The organism is Collinsella aerofaciens (genome assembly GCF_040926265.1).
GTDB classification, from domain to species: domain Bacteria; phylum Actinomycetota; class Coriobacteriia; order Coriobacteriales; family Coriobacteriaceae; genus Collinsella; species Collinsella aerofaciens_BB.
Genome location: NZ_JBCOIL010000020.1, coordinates 1 through 16,121, shown reverse-complemented (window position 1 = coordinate 16,121; position 16,121 = coordinate 1). Strand labels below are relative to the sequence as shown.

11 protein-coding genes and 2 tRNA genes are annotated in these 16,121 nt (G+C 56.7%); all 13 read left to right on the top strand.

Features of this window, described 5'->3' with window-relative positions:
• Positions 1-35: 35 nt before the first annotated feature.
• A tRNA-Gly gene (locus tag AB5767_RS06930) sits at positions 36-110 on the top strand.
• 425 nt (positions 111-535) lie between these two features.
• Positions 536-1,879 carry an adenylosuccinate lyase gene (gene purB / locus AB5767_RS06925; protein WP_217749863.1) on the top strand — a complete coding sequence of 448 codons (1,344 nt, stop codon included), beginning with the start codon at positions 536-538 and terminating at the stop codon, positions 1,877-1,879.
• 1,659 nt (positions 1,880-3,538) lie between these two features.
• Positions 3,539-5,524 (top strand): Ig-like domain-containing protein, encoded by a 1,986-nt coding sequence (locus AB5767_RS06920; protein WP_217749862.1) that lies wholly within the window; start codon positions 3,539-3,541, stop codon positions 5,522-5,524.
• Between the two features lie 123 nt (positions 5,525-5,647).
• Positions 5,648-6,565, top strand: coding sequence for a substrate-binding periplasmic protein (locus AB5767_RS06915; protein ID WP_368132862.1), 918 nt, complete (start codon positions 5,648-5,650; stop codon positions 6,563-6,565).
• Complete coding sequence (locus AB5767_RS06910; protein ID WP_368131996.1) at positions 6,562-8,361, top strand: GGDEF domain-containing protein; 1,800 nt, start codon at positions 6,562-6,564, stop codon at positions 8,359-8,361. Before AB5767_RS06915 ends, AB5767_RS06910 begins: the two co-directional genes overlap by 4 nt.
• A 113-nt stretch (positions 8,362-8,474) precedes the next feature.
• Entirely contained in the window at positions 8,475-8,738 is a 264-nt protein-coding gene (locus AB5767_RS06905) for a TIGR03905 family TSCPD domain-containing protein (RefSeq protein ID WP_055287275.1), read from the top strand.
• Entirely contained in the window at positions 8,738-9,949 is a 1,212-nt protein-coding gene (locus AB5767_RS06900; protein WP_368131995.1) for a hypothetical protein, read from the top strand. Before AB5767_RS06905 ends, AB5767_RS06900 begins: the two co-directional genes overlap by 1 nt.
• Before the next feature lie 153 nt (positions 9,950-10,102).
• A complete protein-coding gene (locus AB5767_RS06895; protein ID WP_006236208.1) occupies positions 10,103-10,825 on the top strand; it encodes a response regulator in 723 nt (240 codons plus the stop codon).
• Between the two features lie 11 nt (positions 10,826-10,836).
• Positions 10,837-12,402, top strand: coding sequence for a sensor histidine kinase (locus AB5767_RS06890; RefSeq protein WP_368131994.1), 1,566 nt, complete (start codon positions 10,837-10,839; stop codon positions 12,400-12,402).
• 118 nt (positions 12,403-12,520) lie between these two features.
• Complete coding sequence (locus AB5767_RS06885; protein ID WP_035136481.1) at positions 12,521-13,399, top strand: phosphoribosylaminoimidazolesuccinocarboxamide synthase; 879 nt, start codon at positions 12,521-12,523, stop codon at positions 13,397-13,399.
• Entirely contained in the window at positions 13,400-13,975 is a 576-nt protein-coding gene (locus tag AB5767_RS06880) for an ABC-2 transporter permease (protein ID WP_368131993.1), read from the top strand.
• An 89-nt stretch (positions 13,976-14,064) separates the two neighbouring features.
• Complete coding sequence (locus AB5767_RS06875) at positions 14,065-15,345, top strand: aminopeptidase (RefSeq protein ID WP_238022919.1); 1,281 nt, start codon at positions 14,065-14,067, stop codon at positions 15,343-15,345.
• 28 nt (positions 15,346-15,373) lie between these two features.
• Positions 15,374-15,446 (top strand) — tRNA-Lys (locus tag AB5767_RS06870).
• Positions 15,447-16,121: the final 675 nt, after the last annotated feature.

The window sequence follows — 16,121 nt, the reverse complement described above, 5'->3', positions numbered from 1 at the left end:
AACAAGACAACCGCGTTATACTATCCCCCACATATGCGGGCATCGCCAAGTGGTAAGGCATCAGCTTCCCAAGCTGACACTCGCGGGTTCGAGTCCCGTTGCCCGCTCCAGTAAAAAGCACAAGCACGGCAGCGTTACGTTGCCGTGCTTTTTACTACCAAGCGCCGGGACTCGAACCCGCCAGGGTGCGAGCGTTAAGCAAACGCGAAGCGTTTGTAGCGAGCAGGCGAAGGCGCCGACAGGCGCCTGAAGCCGGTGCGGATTTGCGAAGCAAATACGCGGACGTCCCGTTGTCCGCTCCATGGAGCACAGAAGACCTCGGGACGGTCAATTCAACAAAGTCTTCCCCATCGTCACCGTGAATCCGAGGGGATCGACCGCAGCCGGTGCGGATTTGCGAAGCAAATACGCGGATGTCCCGTTGCTCGCTCCAATTCCAAAATGTTAGGTTAATGCCTGCTGCCCATACTTGCACCTGCGCACGGTACAATGGATGGGTTACGACCAACGTGCCAATAACCAAAAAGGAGCCGCTATGATCGATCGCTATACCCGCCCGGAGATGGGACACATTTTCTCCCTCGAGAACAAGTACGCCATTTGGCAGGAGATCGAGGTCTTGGCCTGCGAGGCCCAGGCGGAGCTCGGCAAGATCGGTATTTCCAAAGACGAGGCCCAGTGGATCCGCGACCATGCCAACTTTGAGAAGGCGAAGGTCGATGAGATCGAGGAAGTCACGCGCCACGACGTCATTGCCTTCCTGACCAACATGAAGGAGTACATCGATGCCGATGTTCCCGAGGGCGACCCCAAGCCCAGCCGCTGGGTTCACTATGGCATGACCAGCTCCGATCTGGGCGACACGGCCCTGTGCTACCAGCTCACCCAGGCCTGCGACCTGATCATCGAGGACGTCAAAAAACTCGGCGAGATCTGCAAGCGTCGCGCCTTTGAGGAGCGCAACACGCTCTGCGCCGGCCGTACTCATGGCATCCATGCCGAGCCGATGACCTTCGGCATGAAGTTTGGCTCTTGGGCCTGGGAGCTCAAGCGCGATCTGGATCGTCTTGAGGACGCCCGCAAGAATGTTGCCTTCGGTGCTATCTCGGGCGCTGTCGGCACGTACAGCTCCATCGAGCCGTTCGTCGAGGAGTACGTCTGCGAGCACCTGGGCCTGGTCCACGATCCCCTGTCCACGCAGGTCATCAGCCGCGATCACCACGCCTACCTTGCCGGCGTGCTTGCCACTACAGCGGCCACCTGCGAGCGCATCGCGACCGAGGTCCGCAACCTGCAGAAGACCGATACGCTCGAGGCCGAGGAGCCGTTCCGCAAGGGTCAAAAGGGCAGCTCCGCCATGCCGCACAAGCGCAACCCCATCACCATGGAGAAGGTCTGCGGCCTGTCGCGCGTCGTGAAGTCCAACGCTCAGGTCGCCTTTGACAACGTTGCCCTGTGGCACGAGCGCGACATTTCGCACTCTTCCGCCGAGCGTGTCGCCCAGGCCGATAGCTTCATCGCGCTCGACCACATGTTCCAGTGCCTCATTCGCGTTATCGACGGCCTGCAGCTGTATCCGGCCCGCATGATGGCCAACCTCAACAAGACCCGCGGCCTCATCTTCTCCTCTAAGGTGCTGCTTGCCCTCGTCGACACGGGCATCACCCGCGAGGACGCCTACGCTATCGTGCAGGAAAATGCCATGGCCACCTGGCACGAGGTGCAGGATTGTGTCTCTGGCCTCACCTTTAAGGAGCGTCTCGAGGCCGATCCGCGCTGCACCGTCAGCCAGGAAAAACTCGACGAGATCTTTGATCCGTGGGACTTCCTCACCCGCATCGACACGGTCTTCGACCGCCTGGAGCAGCTCGAGTTCTAATTGACCGATCGGGGAGGTAGTCAAATCGATCAATTCTCCGCGGCCCTCGTTCGAGTGCGACTTTCCAACACAAGCCCCGCTCGCAGCTCGCTCTGCCAGCGGGGCTTGTGCATGAGCGCACCTAGAAAGCTGGACGTCAGCGATATATGCGCGTCAACTGTGCTGCTTGCCGATAATTTGAGACATCTGACAAACATTACCTTGCCGGTAACTGTCGGGGGGGGGGTATCCTTAAGCCAATTTTAAGGTGTGGGAGAATGCTGCGTTTTTTCACGAGAGATTGGACTTAGGGGAATGAGAAAAGGGTTTTGGAGGATAGCCACAGGCATCTGTGTTGCTTTAACGGCGGCAACGTTTGGGCTGACGGTGGCCGCTCCGCATGCGGATGCTGTCATGCTGGAGTCGCAGGACGGTTCCATGGGTGCATCGTTTCTCCCATACGATTCGTCTACAGGCGATGTGTGGTCAGAATTTGATGTCGCTGTTGGACAGACGGTGAAAGGAAGGCTTTCCTTTTTTAATAAAAATCACGAATGGGCGCACATTGACCCTAGCGATATCGATATCACATCGTCTGACGAGGATATCGCTAAGGTAAGTTATGAGTCACATAGTTGGGTATTGACAATTAGCCCCACCAAAGTTGGCACAACGACTATAACCCTGAAGAGCAAGACCGACGAGAGTTTAAACGGTTCTCTTAAGATTAAAAGTGTGGCTAAAGTCAATCCAATTAAGGTCAGTTTCGTTTCTTACGACCAATCTGGTGCGACAACAAACACCGCAACGCTGGGTTACACGGATGATTGTCCGCAAAAATGCGGGAACACGCATTATGCATTACTAGAGGGGAGAGTTGACGTTCGTCCCGTGGACGAGAGCCGTGCGGCCACATGTTTTGTTATTAAGGAAGACCCCTCAAAGGATTCCAAAGTCCAGGCAAGGGTGAATTCGAATTATTCATCATATGGAACTTCCGAGCTAAGCGCTTCTTTGCAACTCGAGGCGTTGTCGAAAGATGCTAAAGAGGCCAAGGTTCTTGTCGACTATTGCAACGGTGAAGTTGAGACGAAGAAGCTATGTGATGTTGTAACCGAGAATCAGGAGCCCGGATTCAATGAGCGTGGGAACAAAAAGCAAAAGATGCTGGTTGGGGACAGCTATTATCTGACTGCCATTCTCAACGTTTCTCCAAATGAAGTACTGAAGGCATGCCAGCGCGCACATTGGGGTGCGGACTTTGGCGCTGTAACCTATTCTCTGGAAAGCAACGATGTCGTTGAGCTTATCGATGGTGAAAACTCGTTTAAGGCAATAAAGCCTGGCACCGTTAAGGCTCATGCTCGTGATGGCCTTGGCAATGACCATCCCTTTGAGATAGAGGTTGTCGACCCTGCGGAAGTTAGCCTTTCGAAGGCTAAGTTTGTGTCGAGTGATTATACATTTCCCTGTGAGGTCAGTTCAGATAGTATATCCAAAGATTGGCTTTGGCTGGAATGTGACAGGGGGTTTGAATATCCAAAGGGCGTGCTGAGTAAAAGCGCTGAGGAATTGATGGACTCCTATGCCGGCGCAAAGTATTCTTTCACTTCAGATAATCCGGATGTCCTCGAGGTAAAAGGACCGATGTTTAGTGGTGGCAGTTACTTGGGGTATTTAGTGCCTCATAGTTACGGCGATGCAACGGTTTCAATGTACTTGGGTGGTCGTCTCTGCGACACGATGACCGTTCATGTTGTCAAGCCTGGCGAGGAGCCTGTAAAGACTGCGGTTTCCATTGCGGACAGCTACTCAACCTCCATGGATAAAGGCACGACTCAGCAGCTGAAGGCAAAGGTCTCCCCTGATGACAAGGCCAGCCAAGTTGTTTGGTCCTCTTCCAACGAGAGCGTCCTTACCGTCGACGCTAACGGTCTTGTTACCGCTGTCGGTGACGGTGATGCCACGATCACGGCAACGGTTGATGGGGTCTCTGCAACCACGGATGCGATTACGGTAACCACTCCGGTTGTAAAGGTGTCGGGCGTCAAGCTCAGCGCTTCAAACCTTAAGCTTGCTGTGGGCGGTGAGCCCTCGACGTTGACCGCAGCGGTTGAGCCCGATAATGCAACGAACAAGAACTTGTCCTGGTCGTCGAGCGATCCTACGGTCGCCACGGTTGCAGACGGCGTCGTGACCCCGGTCAAGGCAGGTGTTGCTACGATTACCGTCACCACTGAGGACGGAGAGCATAGCGCCACGTGCAAGGTGACGGTTATTCAGCCTGCTACGGGCATCACGCTCGATAAGCAGAAGGTCGTGCTTGTGGGCGCTGCAACCGAGCAGCTTAAGGCGGCGGTCGTTCCCGCGGAGGCTAACCAGACGATTGTCTGGAAGTCCAGCAACGAAAGTGTCGCTACAGTCGATCAAACCGGAAAGGTGGCGGCTGTCTCCAAGGGCGCCGCAACCATCACCGTTTCGACTGAAGACGGCACCTATTCTCAGGATTGCGCGGTGACCGTCTCTAATCCCGCAACGAACCTTACGGTCGACCAGAGCGTCCTCGGCCTCAAGAAGGGCGAAGAGGGCACCGTGAAGGTTTCTCTTGCTGGAACCCTTGCGGGTGAGGTCGACGAGACCAATCTTGCTCTGGATGACACGGGCGCTTCGAAGGCGTTTAAGGTTGTCGACAACGGTGATGGCTCCTACACCGTTACCGCCCTCAAGACCGGTTCTGGTTCATTTGTCATCACTGCAGGGTCGCTCTCCCAGACCGTTTCGGTGACCGTGACCAATCCCGCCCAAAAGGCTGAACTCAACAAGACGAGCCTGTCCTTTACCGTCGGTGATGCCTCCACAAAGCTCTCCGCAACGGTGAGTCCTGCCGATGCAGACGATACGACGGTGAGCTGGACCTCCAGCGACTCGTCGATCGCCACGGTCAAAGACGGCGTCGTGACGCCGCTTAAGGCCGGTACCGCCACGATTACCGCCACCTGTGGCGACAAAACCGCGACCTGCGCCGTTACCGTAGCGGCAAAGACCATTGCAGGCGTTGCGGGTAGCAACGGAACGGACGTTAGCGTAAGCGCCGAGAACAATGTCGCTGCCGGCATTGCCCAGAACAACAGCATCTCTCTTGTGGTCGAGGAACCGACGGATCTTACCGATGCCGCCAATGCTACGATTTCCGGCCTTGAGCAGGGGGCTACCAAGGTTGCCGATAAGCTCGATATCAAGCTTCTCAAGGACGGCGAGGTTATCGAGGACTACGAAGGCATGTCCTTCATCGTCCGTGTCAAGATGACTGCCGCCATGAAGGCGCTCACCAACCTCAAGGTGCTCTACGTTGCCGAGGATGGTTCCACTCAGGCTATGGATACGTGGACCGAGGGCGACTACCTCTGCTTCCGCACGAGCCACTTCTCGACGTACGTGGTGACGGGCGAGGAGGCCAATGGTGAGCCGGTTCAGCCTACGCAGCCCGTGACGCCGTCCCAGCCTAGTCAGCAGACGACGACTAAGGTGACCAAAAAGTCTGTTAAGGCTACTAAGGGCGCGCTTGCCAATACGGGCGACCAGGCCCTTGCTGTCGCCTTTATTATGGCCGTTGCCGGCGTTGCGCTGATCGCTTTCGCTCTTATGCGTAAACGTTTCGAGCGTTAGGGTACCCCGCTCGTCACCCGCATCGATACGGTCTTCGACCGCCTGGAGCAGCTGAGCTTCGAGTAGGGTTAACCTAATTCGACCGCTTGCGGTTGCATTTCGACCATTGGCGCCTTGCCCATCTTGGGTGAGGCGCTTTTTTATTGCCGCATCAGCCCCGGGTATAAAATGAAATCCGACTGCTGTTTCGATGAAGGGGGGCGCGTGCCCGGACGCATCAAGCGAGCCGCCATCGTCTCGTTTACGCTCATACTCCTTGTTGCCGTCTGTGCGGGCGTCCTGACGTATACCGTTCGAAGCAGTTCTTCCTCCCCGAATGAAGCCGACAAAGACCTCCCGGTGCTCAAAATCGGCGTTACGGATAACGACCCCTATGTGTATGTCGATACCACGGGCGATTACGCCGGTATCGATATCGACATCGCCCGCGAGGCCTGCAAGCGTGCGGGGATCAAGCCGCAATTTATCGACATATCTTGGAATGACCGCGATCGCCTACTCAAAAATGGCGATATCGATTGCCTGTGGTGCGACTATTCTCCCTGTTATCGCGAGGATAAGTATTATTGGACTGAGCCGTATTTGACCCTGACGGTTTCGGTCGCCGCCAAGAAAACGAGTGGCATCACGTCCTTGGCGCATCTCGATGGAAGCAAGACCATTGCGGTGATTGCGGGCTCGGTGAGCGAACGCCGATTGCTCGCAGGGGATCTGGAAATCTCGCCGGACGTGCAAATCAAATCGTATGGTTCTGCCGAACTCTGCAAAGCCGCCCTCGCCAAAGGGTATGTCGACTGTTGGATGGCGGACGTTCAGTCGCTTGATCGACTCGTTGCCCAGTATCCTGGCGTTTATCGTGTGTTCGCCGACAACGTTATGACGGTTGACCTGGGCGTCGCGTTTGATGATAGCTATGAGGGGGAGTACGTCAAAAACCTCGATACCGCGCTGTTCGACATGGATCGAGACGGCACGATAGAGCACATTGTGGACAATTACAAGGCAGGAGCGACGACAGGCGGGCAAGGAGCGGAATCATGACAAATGACGAGCGCCGCTTTCGCCGAAAGAGTTTAGCCGCAGTGGCCATCGGCATCGTGGCCAGCGTTGCCCTACTGAGTCTGCTCTATATAGTCGGCACGCATCGCTGCCTTGATAAAACGCTTGGGTTCGGCCAGGAAACCATGGTGTTTTTAAAAAATGCCTGCGAAAAATATGACCGATATGAACAGGGAAGAAAAACTGAGGCGACGCACAATTTGGATGCGGCGCTCGAGTCGTTTGCGACGTTCTTGCCGCCTGATCGATTTGAAGTCAACGACGATCTGGTCGAGGAATATGTCCATACCGAGAGCCTTTCGGGAATGTTGGTCATGGACGCCGATGGTCATATGGTCGCCCATTACGATATCGACGGCCGCGATCCACTCATGCTGTGGCGAGAGGAGCTGGCCTGTTCGTCGATCGCATCGATGTATCGAGGGTCCAAAGTTTCCTACTCGACCGCTGTCGAGCGCCGCGGTGTCGACTTTGCCGTGAGTGCCGTTCCATACGGTGATGGGGTAGCGTTGGGGTATCGATCCCTTGCGGCTGAGCCCGCCGATGACTATTCATACACAATCGCCGACGTCCTTGTGAACAACACGTTCCATCAGAGTCCAACAGTGCTTGTGATGCGCGATGCGCAAATCGTTTCTTCAAACGATTCGACCGTCGATATAACCCTTGCCCGGCTTCTCGCCGATAGCGGAATTGACTGGAAAGACGAGGGCGTAACACGTATCGAATATCGGGGGACCACCTTATATGCCGTGCGTGCGGCATATAAGGACTACCGCCTGTTTGCGCTATATCCCAAATCTGAGGTCATGTCTGACAGGATTTCATTTGTCGCCGTCGGCGTCTTGGTGTGCCTTGCGTTTTGGGTCGTGGTACTGTTGGCTCGAAATATCGCTGACCACCGCAATTTGGTCGAAAAGGATAAACAGCTCGGCATTATCAATGCCATAAGCGCCATCTACGATTCGACCTTCCTTTTGCATCTTGACACCCTCGAGATCGAGGGAATCAATATGTCGCCGGCGATAGCGAAGATGTTTGCCGAGCATAGCGAGGCATATGACTTTATGGACACGGTCTGCCGGGATATCGTGAGCCCCGAAAGCCGCGAAGCGGTCGTGGGGCTCGTAGATATAAGTACGCTTCGTGAACGCATGGAGGGCGTACCGTACTTGGCTGCCGAGGTGCGAGATTGTCGAGGCACTTGGTACTCGCTACAGGTTGTCCCCCAGCATCGCGATGAGCAAGGCCGCCTGGATTCGGTCGTCGTGGCGACGCACAACATATCGATGGTCAAGCATGCCGAGGAGCTGTCATACCAAGATAAACTGACGGGGCTTCGCAACCGCAACTATCTGGAATCGCGTGGAGATAGCCTGGTAAACGAGGACTTGCCAGTGAGCGTGATTATGGTGGACTGTAATTATCTCAAGCGGACCAACGACATTTATGGTCACGAGATGGGGGATGAACTGCTGCGACGGACGGCGTCCGTGCTGCGGCGGGTGGCTGGTGCGGATTACCTGCCGATGCGCGTTGGCGGCGACGAGTTTTTGCTGGTTTGCCCCCATACTGACAACGAGTCTGCGCTCGGGCTGGAACAGGATCTTCGTCTCGGTCTTGCCGCGGTAAGCGATGAGACCCTGACGGTCAGCGCATCGATTGGCGTGGCGACCGTCGAGACGGCTGGAAATACGCTGGCCGATGTATATCGCGTCGCCGACCACAATATGTATCGGGAGAAGCGCATGGTCCACGTACAGGGTGCGGACTGCTAATCTTGCCCCCGCCAGTCCAAGCATCGTAGGATGTTGAATCGGTGCTTGCGATAATAAGTCGGTCCAGGCGGGGATAATAGACGTCTGAAATTTCTTTCTGAGAGGGGATCTCAATGATTAGTTTTGACTACAAGCCTCAGGGTGTATGCTCTCGCAATATTCACCTCAATCTCTCTGACGATGGCAGCAAGGTGCTGGGCGTCGAGTTTACTGGCGGCTGCGATGGCAACCTCAAGGCCATCTCCAGGCTGGTCGAGGGCGCTCCCGCCGATCGCGTAATCGAGGTTCTCGCCGGTAATACCTGCGGTATGAAAAAGACCTCTTGCGCCGATCAGCTTACGCGCGCTATCGAGGCCGCTCGCGCAGAGATCGCCTAATGAGCATCGCTGATCGCTTTAAGAATGGAATAACGCGTCGAGGTTTTGTGCTGGGTGGCGCCGCTACCGGTGCTGCTGCCGTACTGGCCGGTTGCTCGAAAAAAACGGGCACGAGTGATGATGCCGCTGGCGAGCCGCAGGTTATCAAGGACGATTCCAAGATCATCTCGATTACGGATGAGTACGAGGCAGTCGACATCGATCTTGAGCCGGCGGCGTCGTGGACGCTGCCTCTGGGTACGCTGCTGTACTACTGCGACGGCGATTACGCCGCGGCGATGATGGCGCCCGCATCGGCGCTGCACGCCAACACACTCGGTGTGCTCAACCTGGGTGATGGCTCGCTTACCACATTAATCGAGGATCCTATCGAGGGCACGGGATATGCATTCTACGATGTCCGTGCCGGCGACGGCGTATTCGCGTGGGTTGAGATGAACTTTGCCAATTCATCGTGGAAGCTCTACGCTCAAAATCTGTCGGGCGCTTCGCTCTCTGGCGACGTGGTTGAGCTCGATCGAGGTGGCAAGGACTATGATCCGCCCCTGTTTACGGCGTTCGGGTCATCGGTCATCTGGTATAAAATGCCTTCGGCAGGCGGCAATAAAACGAGTAGTGATTCGTTTTGCTATCGTCGCTCGCTTGATGAATCCAAGGCCGAGGTAATTTGGAAATCGACGGGCCGCTTTGCATCGGCCCCGCGCGCGAGCGACGGCATTTTGACCATCTCGCCGCGTGTCCGCAACGACGAGGGCGTCTACTACGGCATAACGGCAATCGATCTGACCGACGGCAACAACACCAAGCGTGCCCAGTTGGTCCTCCCTTCGTCAGTTTCGCCTTTCGAGGCCGTATATATGGGCGATACCTTCGTGTTTTCTATCGAGGCGGCCTATAGTGGCGTGGGCAGCCTGGGCAATATGGGCACGTATATCGGTAATGAGGGAGGGCCGTACCTCTTCCTGTCACGCGAGCCGCTCGCATGTGCGGCTGGCAAGAAGAATAAATACCTTGTTAAGGTACAGGCGTCGCATTTCCTGATCGACACCTCTGCCAAGACCTATGGCTCGCTGCTGTCGCCCGACCGCGCTTTGGAGTATGGCGATTATCCAGCTACGGCGGGAAAATCGGACTCATTCCTTACGTACGCCACGGTGCGCAACAGCCAGGGTATACCAGAGACGGTCACTGCACGCCTATTCTCTCTTTAAGCTTAGAGGGGTTAAAAAGGCGCCAACAGGGGAATAAACGCGTTGTAATTGTGAGTACCGCCCGCCGAGCTGCCGCGTCATAGCGGCATCTGGCGGGCTCAGGTGCGTTAAAATGGGCTTGTTCTTAGCTAATTGAGACAGGGGGGCCGTGTTATGGCTTCAGATGCAAAAAAGATTCTGCTGGTCGAGGATGAGAAGGCAATCCGTGACGCCGTCGCTGCCTATCTCGAGCGCGAAGGCTACTGGGTTGTGGGCGTCGGCGATGGCCAGTCCGCGATCGAGGAGTTCGAGAAGCATCAGTTCGACCTGGTCGTGCTCGACCTTATGCTCCCCAAGATCCCCGGCGAGCGCGTTTGCCGCACCATTCGCGATACCTCGGATGTCCCCATCATCATGCTGACGGCTAAGGGCGAGATCGAGGACCGTATTATCGGTCTTGAGCTCGGCGCCGACGACTATCTGATTAAGCCGTTCTCGCCGCGCGAGCTCGTCGCCCGCGTTCGCGCTCTGTTCCGCCGTGCCCATCAGGCCGACGAGCCCGCCGTCGAGGTACTCGACTTCGGCGATCTGGTCATCGATATCTCGGGCCACAAGATCTTGGTCGAGGGCAAGGAAGTCGATCTGACGGCTTCCGAGTTCAAGCTGCTCACCACGCTTGCCCGCCATCCCGGCCGTGTGTATAACCGCATGGAGCTGGTCGAGAAAGTGCTCGGGTATGACTTTGAGGGCTATGAGCGCACCATCGATAGCCACGTGAAGAATCTTCGCGCCAAGCTGGGCGATGATCCCAAGAAGCCCAAGTGGCTCTACACCGTCCATGGTGTCGGCTATCGCTTCGAGGCTCCGGCCAAGACCGATAAGTCGGACGAGAAATAGGGAAATCACATATGACACCTGCGCGCTTTGAAATCGGACAAAAGCACAAGCAGGAGAGCGAGGCGGGTTCCAAGGCTAGTTGGAACACGCCTCGTTCCGATTCACGGCCAACGATGAGCTATCCCTCGCGCATGGCACTTGCTTTTGCTCTGACATCGCTCATGACGGTATTGGTGCTGGTGGGCGTTGTCTCTGTTGTGTGGGGCACGGTCTTTTCGGATTACACACGCTCCAATATCGTCGAAATCGCAAATTCCGCTGCCGAGAAGTTGGCGACCTCATATGAGGAAAACGGCTCTTGGACCGCGGGAGAACTGCGCACGGTCGCAACGTCGAGTTTGGTTTCCGACGATCTGGGCATGCAGGTCGTCAATAAAAAGGGTGTGATCGTTTATGACGATTCCTGGCCCTCGGCAAGCGCCACCGCCGATGTACGCGAAAACCAGGCTACGACCGACGACACGAGCGGCAAGAGGGCATCGCATAGCCCGGTCTCGTCTGCTCCAACCGACTCCGATAGCGTTGCTAACGTCGAGATTGTAACGTCTTCCGGCGAGCATGTCGGACAGGTAAAGCTGTGGGCCATCGGCTCCGACGCTCTGCTCACCAAGGCGGACTCTGCGTTTAGGGAGAAGACCTTTAACGCCATGGCCCTCGCCGCGGTTGTTGCAATCTGCATTTCGGTCGTTATCGGATCGCTCGTGTCGCGCATGCTCACCAAACCGATTCATCGCATCACCAGTACCGCAAAGCAAATCCGTGACGGCGACCTGTCGGCTCGCACGGGGCTGCGCGGCGATGACGAGATCGATCAGCTGGGAGAGACCTTCGACGAGATGGCCACCTCACTCGAAAAGGATATGAAGCACGAAAAGCGCCTGACCTCTGATGTTGCCCACGAGCTGCGCACGCCGCTCATGGCCATGCTGGCAACGGTCGAGGCCATGCAAGACGGTGTGTATCCCACCGACGATGAGCATTTGGAGACCGTTGCTTCCGAGACGCGTCGCCTGGCTCGTCTGGTGCAGCAGATGCTCGACCTATCGCGTATGGAAAACAGCACGGTTCCGCTCAATCTAGAACCGGTGGACATGGTTCCGTTCGTGCGATCGATTGTGAACGGCCAGGAGCGTCTGTTTGCCGACCGTGACCTTCGTCTTCGCTTTGCAGATGAAACCCAAGGGCACGACGATGTCGTCGAGGCCGATCCCGACATGATCACGCAATGTGTTATCAACCTCATGAGCAACGCCATGCGCTACACCCCCGAGGGCGGTTGGGTCGTGGTGTCGGTGCTCAGTGACCGCAGGCACGTCAGCATTGCCGTTTCTGATACCGGTATCGGTATTGCCAAGGACGATCTGTCGCGCATTTTCGGGCGGTTTTGGCGCGCCGATGCCAGCCGCGCCCGCGAAGCTGGCGGCCTGGGCGTCGGCCTCGCCGTGACCAAGCAGATCGTCGAGCGTCACCATGGCTACATATCCGTGGAGTCGGAGCTTGGAAAGGGTACGACTTTTACAATTCATCTGCCCCGCGAGCACACGGCGGACGCGGCATCTACTACAATGGAGCACTAGCTTTTCGCTATTCGGTGAAGGAGGGGCCGCGTCCCTGCCGCTCCGAGTTTGCGAAAACATGCGGGAAAGAACCCGCATTTCTGTCGTATTTAGGTAAGGAGTGACTCACGTGACAACGATGGAGCGTCGTCCGGATTCCCGTGGCAAGGTTCGTGATATTTACGATGCCGGTGAAAACCTGCTGATGGTCGCCACCGACCGCATTTCTGCGTTCGACTTCATTCTTCCCGACGAGATTCCGTTTAAGGGAGAGGTGCTCAATCGCATCTCGGCATTCTGGTTCGATAAGTTTGCCGACATCGTCCCCAACCATCTCGTTTCCATCGACCCGGCGGATTTCCCCGAGGAGTTTGCTGAGTATCGTGACTACCTCGCTGGCCGCGCCATGCTGGTTAAGAAGGCCCAGACGATTCCTATCGAGTGCATCGTCCGCGGCTATCTGACCGGTTCGGGCAAGAAGACCTACGACGAGAACGGCACCGTCTGCGGCATCCAGCTGCCTGAGGGCCTGACCGAGGCTTCCAAGCTTCCCGAGCCGTTGTTCACGCCGTCCACGAAGGCCGAGATCGGTGACCACGACGAGAACATCTCGTTCGAGCGTTGCTGCGAGATCGTGGGCGAGGACATCGCCACGCAGATTCGTGACCTTTCCCTCAAGATCTACAAGGCCGCTGCCGAGTACGCCGCGACCCGTGGCATCATCATTGCCGACACCAAGTTCGAGTTTGGTGTTATTGATGGCAAGGTCACGCTGATCGACGAGTGCCTCACGCCCGACTCCAGCCGTTTCTGGCCTGCTGCCAGCTACGAGGAGGGCAAGATCCAGCCTAGCTACGACAAGCAATTCGTCCGCAATTGGCTCAAGGCCAACTGGGATATGACGGGGGAGACCCCGCACCTGCCCGCCGAGGTCATCGATGGCACGTCCGAGCGCTATCGCGAGGCCTTCCAGATCATCACGGGCTCCCAGTTCACAAGCATGAAGGAGAACGCATAAGTGAGTACCCGTAGCGCCACGAACAAGCGCACGCAATCCCACGAAGTTACCGGGGTTGCGCGCAAGTCTGCCGCATCTGCTAAGCCCGCCCGCCAAGCAGCGAGCTCCGTTCGCGTCGTGCCGGCTTCGTCTAAGGCACGCCGCAAAGAGCTCGAGAAGGGCGAGAGCCTCGAGGGCCTCTCTAAAGAGGAGAAGCGCGCCCGCAAGGCTAAGCAGCGCGCCAAGGAGGACCGCATCTATACGGTGTCGAATATCCTCCTCAAGCAGGACGAGGACTACACCAAGCGCCGTCGCATCTGGTGGATTGTGCTCGCCATTGGCATGGTGCTCGTCGTGGCAATTTGGGCCTCGCTGTACTTCGCTCCCGCTGGCATGGTGTCCAGCCCTGTCCAGATGGTCGGCATTGTTTTGTCCTACGTCATCATTTTGGGCGACTTTATCTATGACTTCGCTCGTATTCGTCCCTTGCGCAACATGTACCGCGCGCAGGCCGAGGGCATGTCCGAGAACAAGCTCAACGCTCTTATTGAGCGCGCGGCTGCCGAGGAGGACAAGAAGGACTCCAAGAAGAAGTAGCGTTTGCATACATACTTATCGCTAAGATATAAGGCGCGTCGTTTTTGCGGCGCGCCTTTTTACTGTTCTATAGATAGATGGAGTGGCACATGATTCGAGCTGCCCTGACGGTCGAAGAGGCCCTGGAGGGTATGAAGTCCCTGGAGCCCAAGATTAAAAACTATGCGCGCCTGGTTGTCCGCAAGGGCGTAAACGTTAAGCCCGGCCAGGAAGTCGTCGTTCAGTCTCCGGTTGAGTGCGCGCCGTTTGCGCGCGTGGTGGTCGCGGAGGCCTATGCTGCCGGCGCCGGCCACGTGACGGTCATCTGGGCCGATGATGCCGTGACGAGGCTCACGTACGAGCATGTCGAGAAAAGCTATTTTGAGCAGACGCCCGAGTGGAAGCGCCTGCAGCTGGATTCCCTGGCCCAGGACGGTGCCTGCTTTATCTTTATCGAGGGTGCGGACCCCGCCGCCCTTAAGGGCATCGATCCCGCTAAGCCCGCTGCAGCTTCTAAGGCAAAGAACACGCAGTGCAAAGTTTTCCGCCGTGGACTGGATTACAACATCAATCCGTGGTGCATCGCCGGCGCTCCGGTCGTGGCTTGGGCGCGCGAGGTGTTCCCGGGAGACGCCGATGAGGTTGCAATCTATAAGCTGTGGAATGCGATTCTGCACACCGCTCGCGCCGATGGCCAGGACCCAGAGAGCGACTGGGAACTCCATGACGCCGCATTCGAAAAGAACCTGCGTTTCCTGAACGACAATCGTTTCGACCGCCTGCATTACACCGCGGCAAATGGAACCGATCTGACGATTGGCATGACGAAGGGTCACGAGTGGGCCGGCGGCAAGGGCAAGACGCCCGATGGGCACCCCTTCTTCCCCAACATTCCCACCGAGGAAGTCTTCACTTCGCCCGATCGCATGCGCGCCGACGGTATCGTGTACTCGGCCATGCCGCTCATCCACCACGGCAATAAAGTCGACGATTTTTGGATTAAGTTCGAGGGCGGCCGCGTGGTGGGCTACGACGCCCGCGTGGGCAAGGCAACGCTCGCAAGTATCATCGATACTGACGAGGGCGCTGCTCACCTGGGAGAGGTCGCGCTCATTTCCAAGAACACGCCGATCCGCGAAAGTGGTGTTCTGTTCTACGATACGCTCTATGACGAGAACGCTAGCTGCCATCTCGCGCTAGGTGTCGGTTTCCCCGAATGTATCGAGGGTGGGTATGACATGTCCAAGGAGGAGCTCCTGGAGCATGGTGTTAACGTCTCGAGCACGCACGTTGATTTTATGATCGGCACGGACGACATCGATATTACGGGCATTACGCCTGATGGACGTGAAGTTGTGATTTTCCAGAACGGCCAATGGAGTTGGGAATAGTCCCAGACCGTGGTACAATGCCACCCGCGGGCCGTTAGCTCAGCTGGCAGAGCAGGGGACTTTTAATCCCAAGGTCCAGGGTTCGAACCCCTGACGGCCCACCCAAAGATTGTTGAGACGGTCAACTTCGGTTGGCCGTCTTTTTTGTCGTCCTTTCATGGGTTCGAACCCGTCGGAGCGCGGAGCTGAGTAAACGCGTGAGCGTTTGCCAGCGCAGCGCGCAAGGCGCGAAAGCGCCGCAGCGGCCGCCTGCGAAGCAGGCTGAACCCCTGACGGCCCACCATGGAATAGAAAGCGACCAACTCCGGTTGGTCGCTTTTTTGTTGCCGGTGCACGGGTTCGAACCCGTATCTAGCTATATATAAGAACGCTTGGCGAACAAAACCCGCCTTTTACCGATGGGAAACAAATAACTGATGCCTTTGGAGTAAAGTAGCGCTCCAGAGATGACCGATGTCTCAATACACATAAAACAGCTGGTCATCGCCAATATCAGAAGCCAATGCTTCAGTTTTAACCTCAGTGATGCGACTGAGGGACCTATTCATTTGTGAACAAAATATGGAGTGCGCGATTCCCGCCCGCGGGGGCCCTCCGGTCTGGCAATATATCTCCTTGCCGCGCGGCCCGGTGCAACCGGATGAGCAGCGCAGGCGTGCACCTTGAGAACCGGATACTGCGAGGATGGACACACAAGCTGTGTCGCATCCGGGCAGACATCGAACCATTTGAAATGGTCTAACTTGGATTTGTTTTTCGCAAGGCCGCCGAGAGGC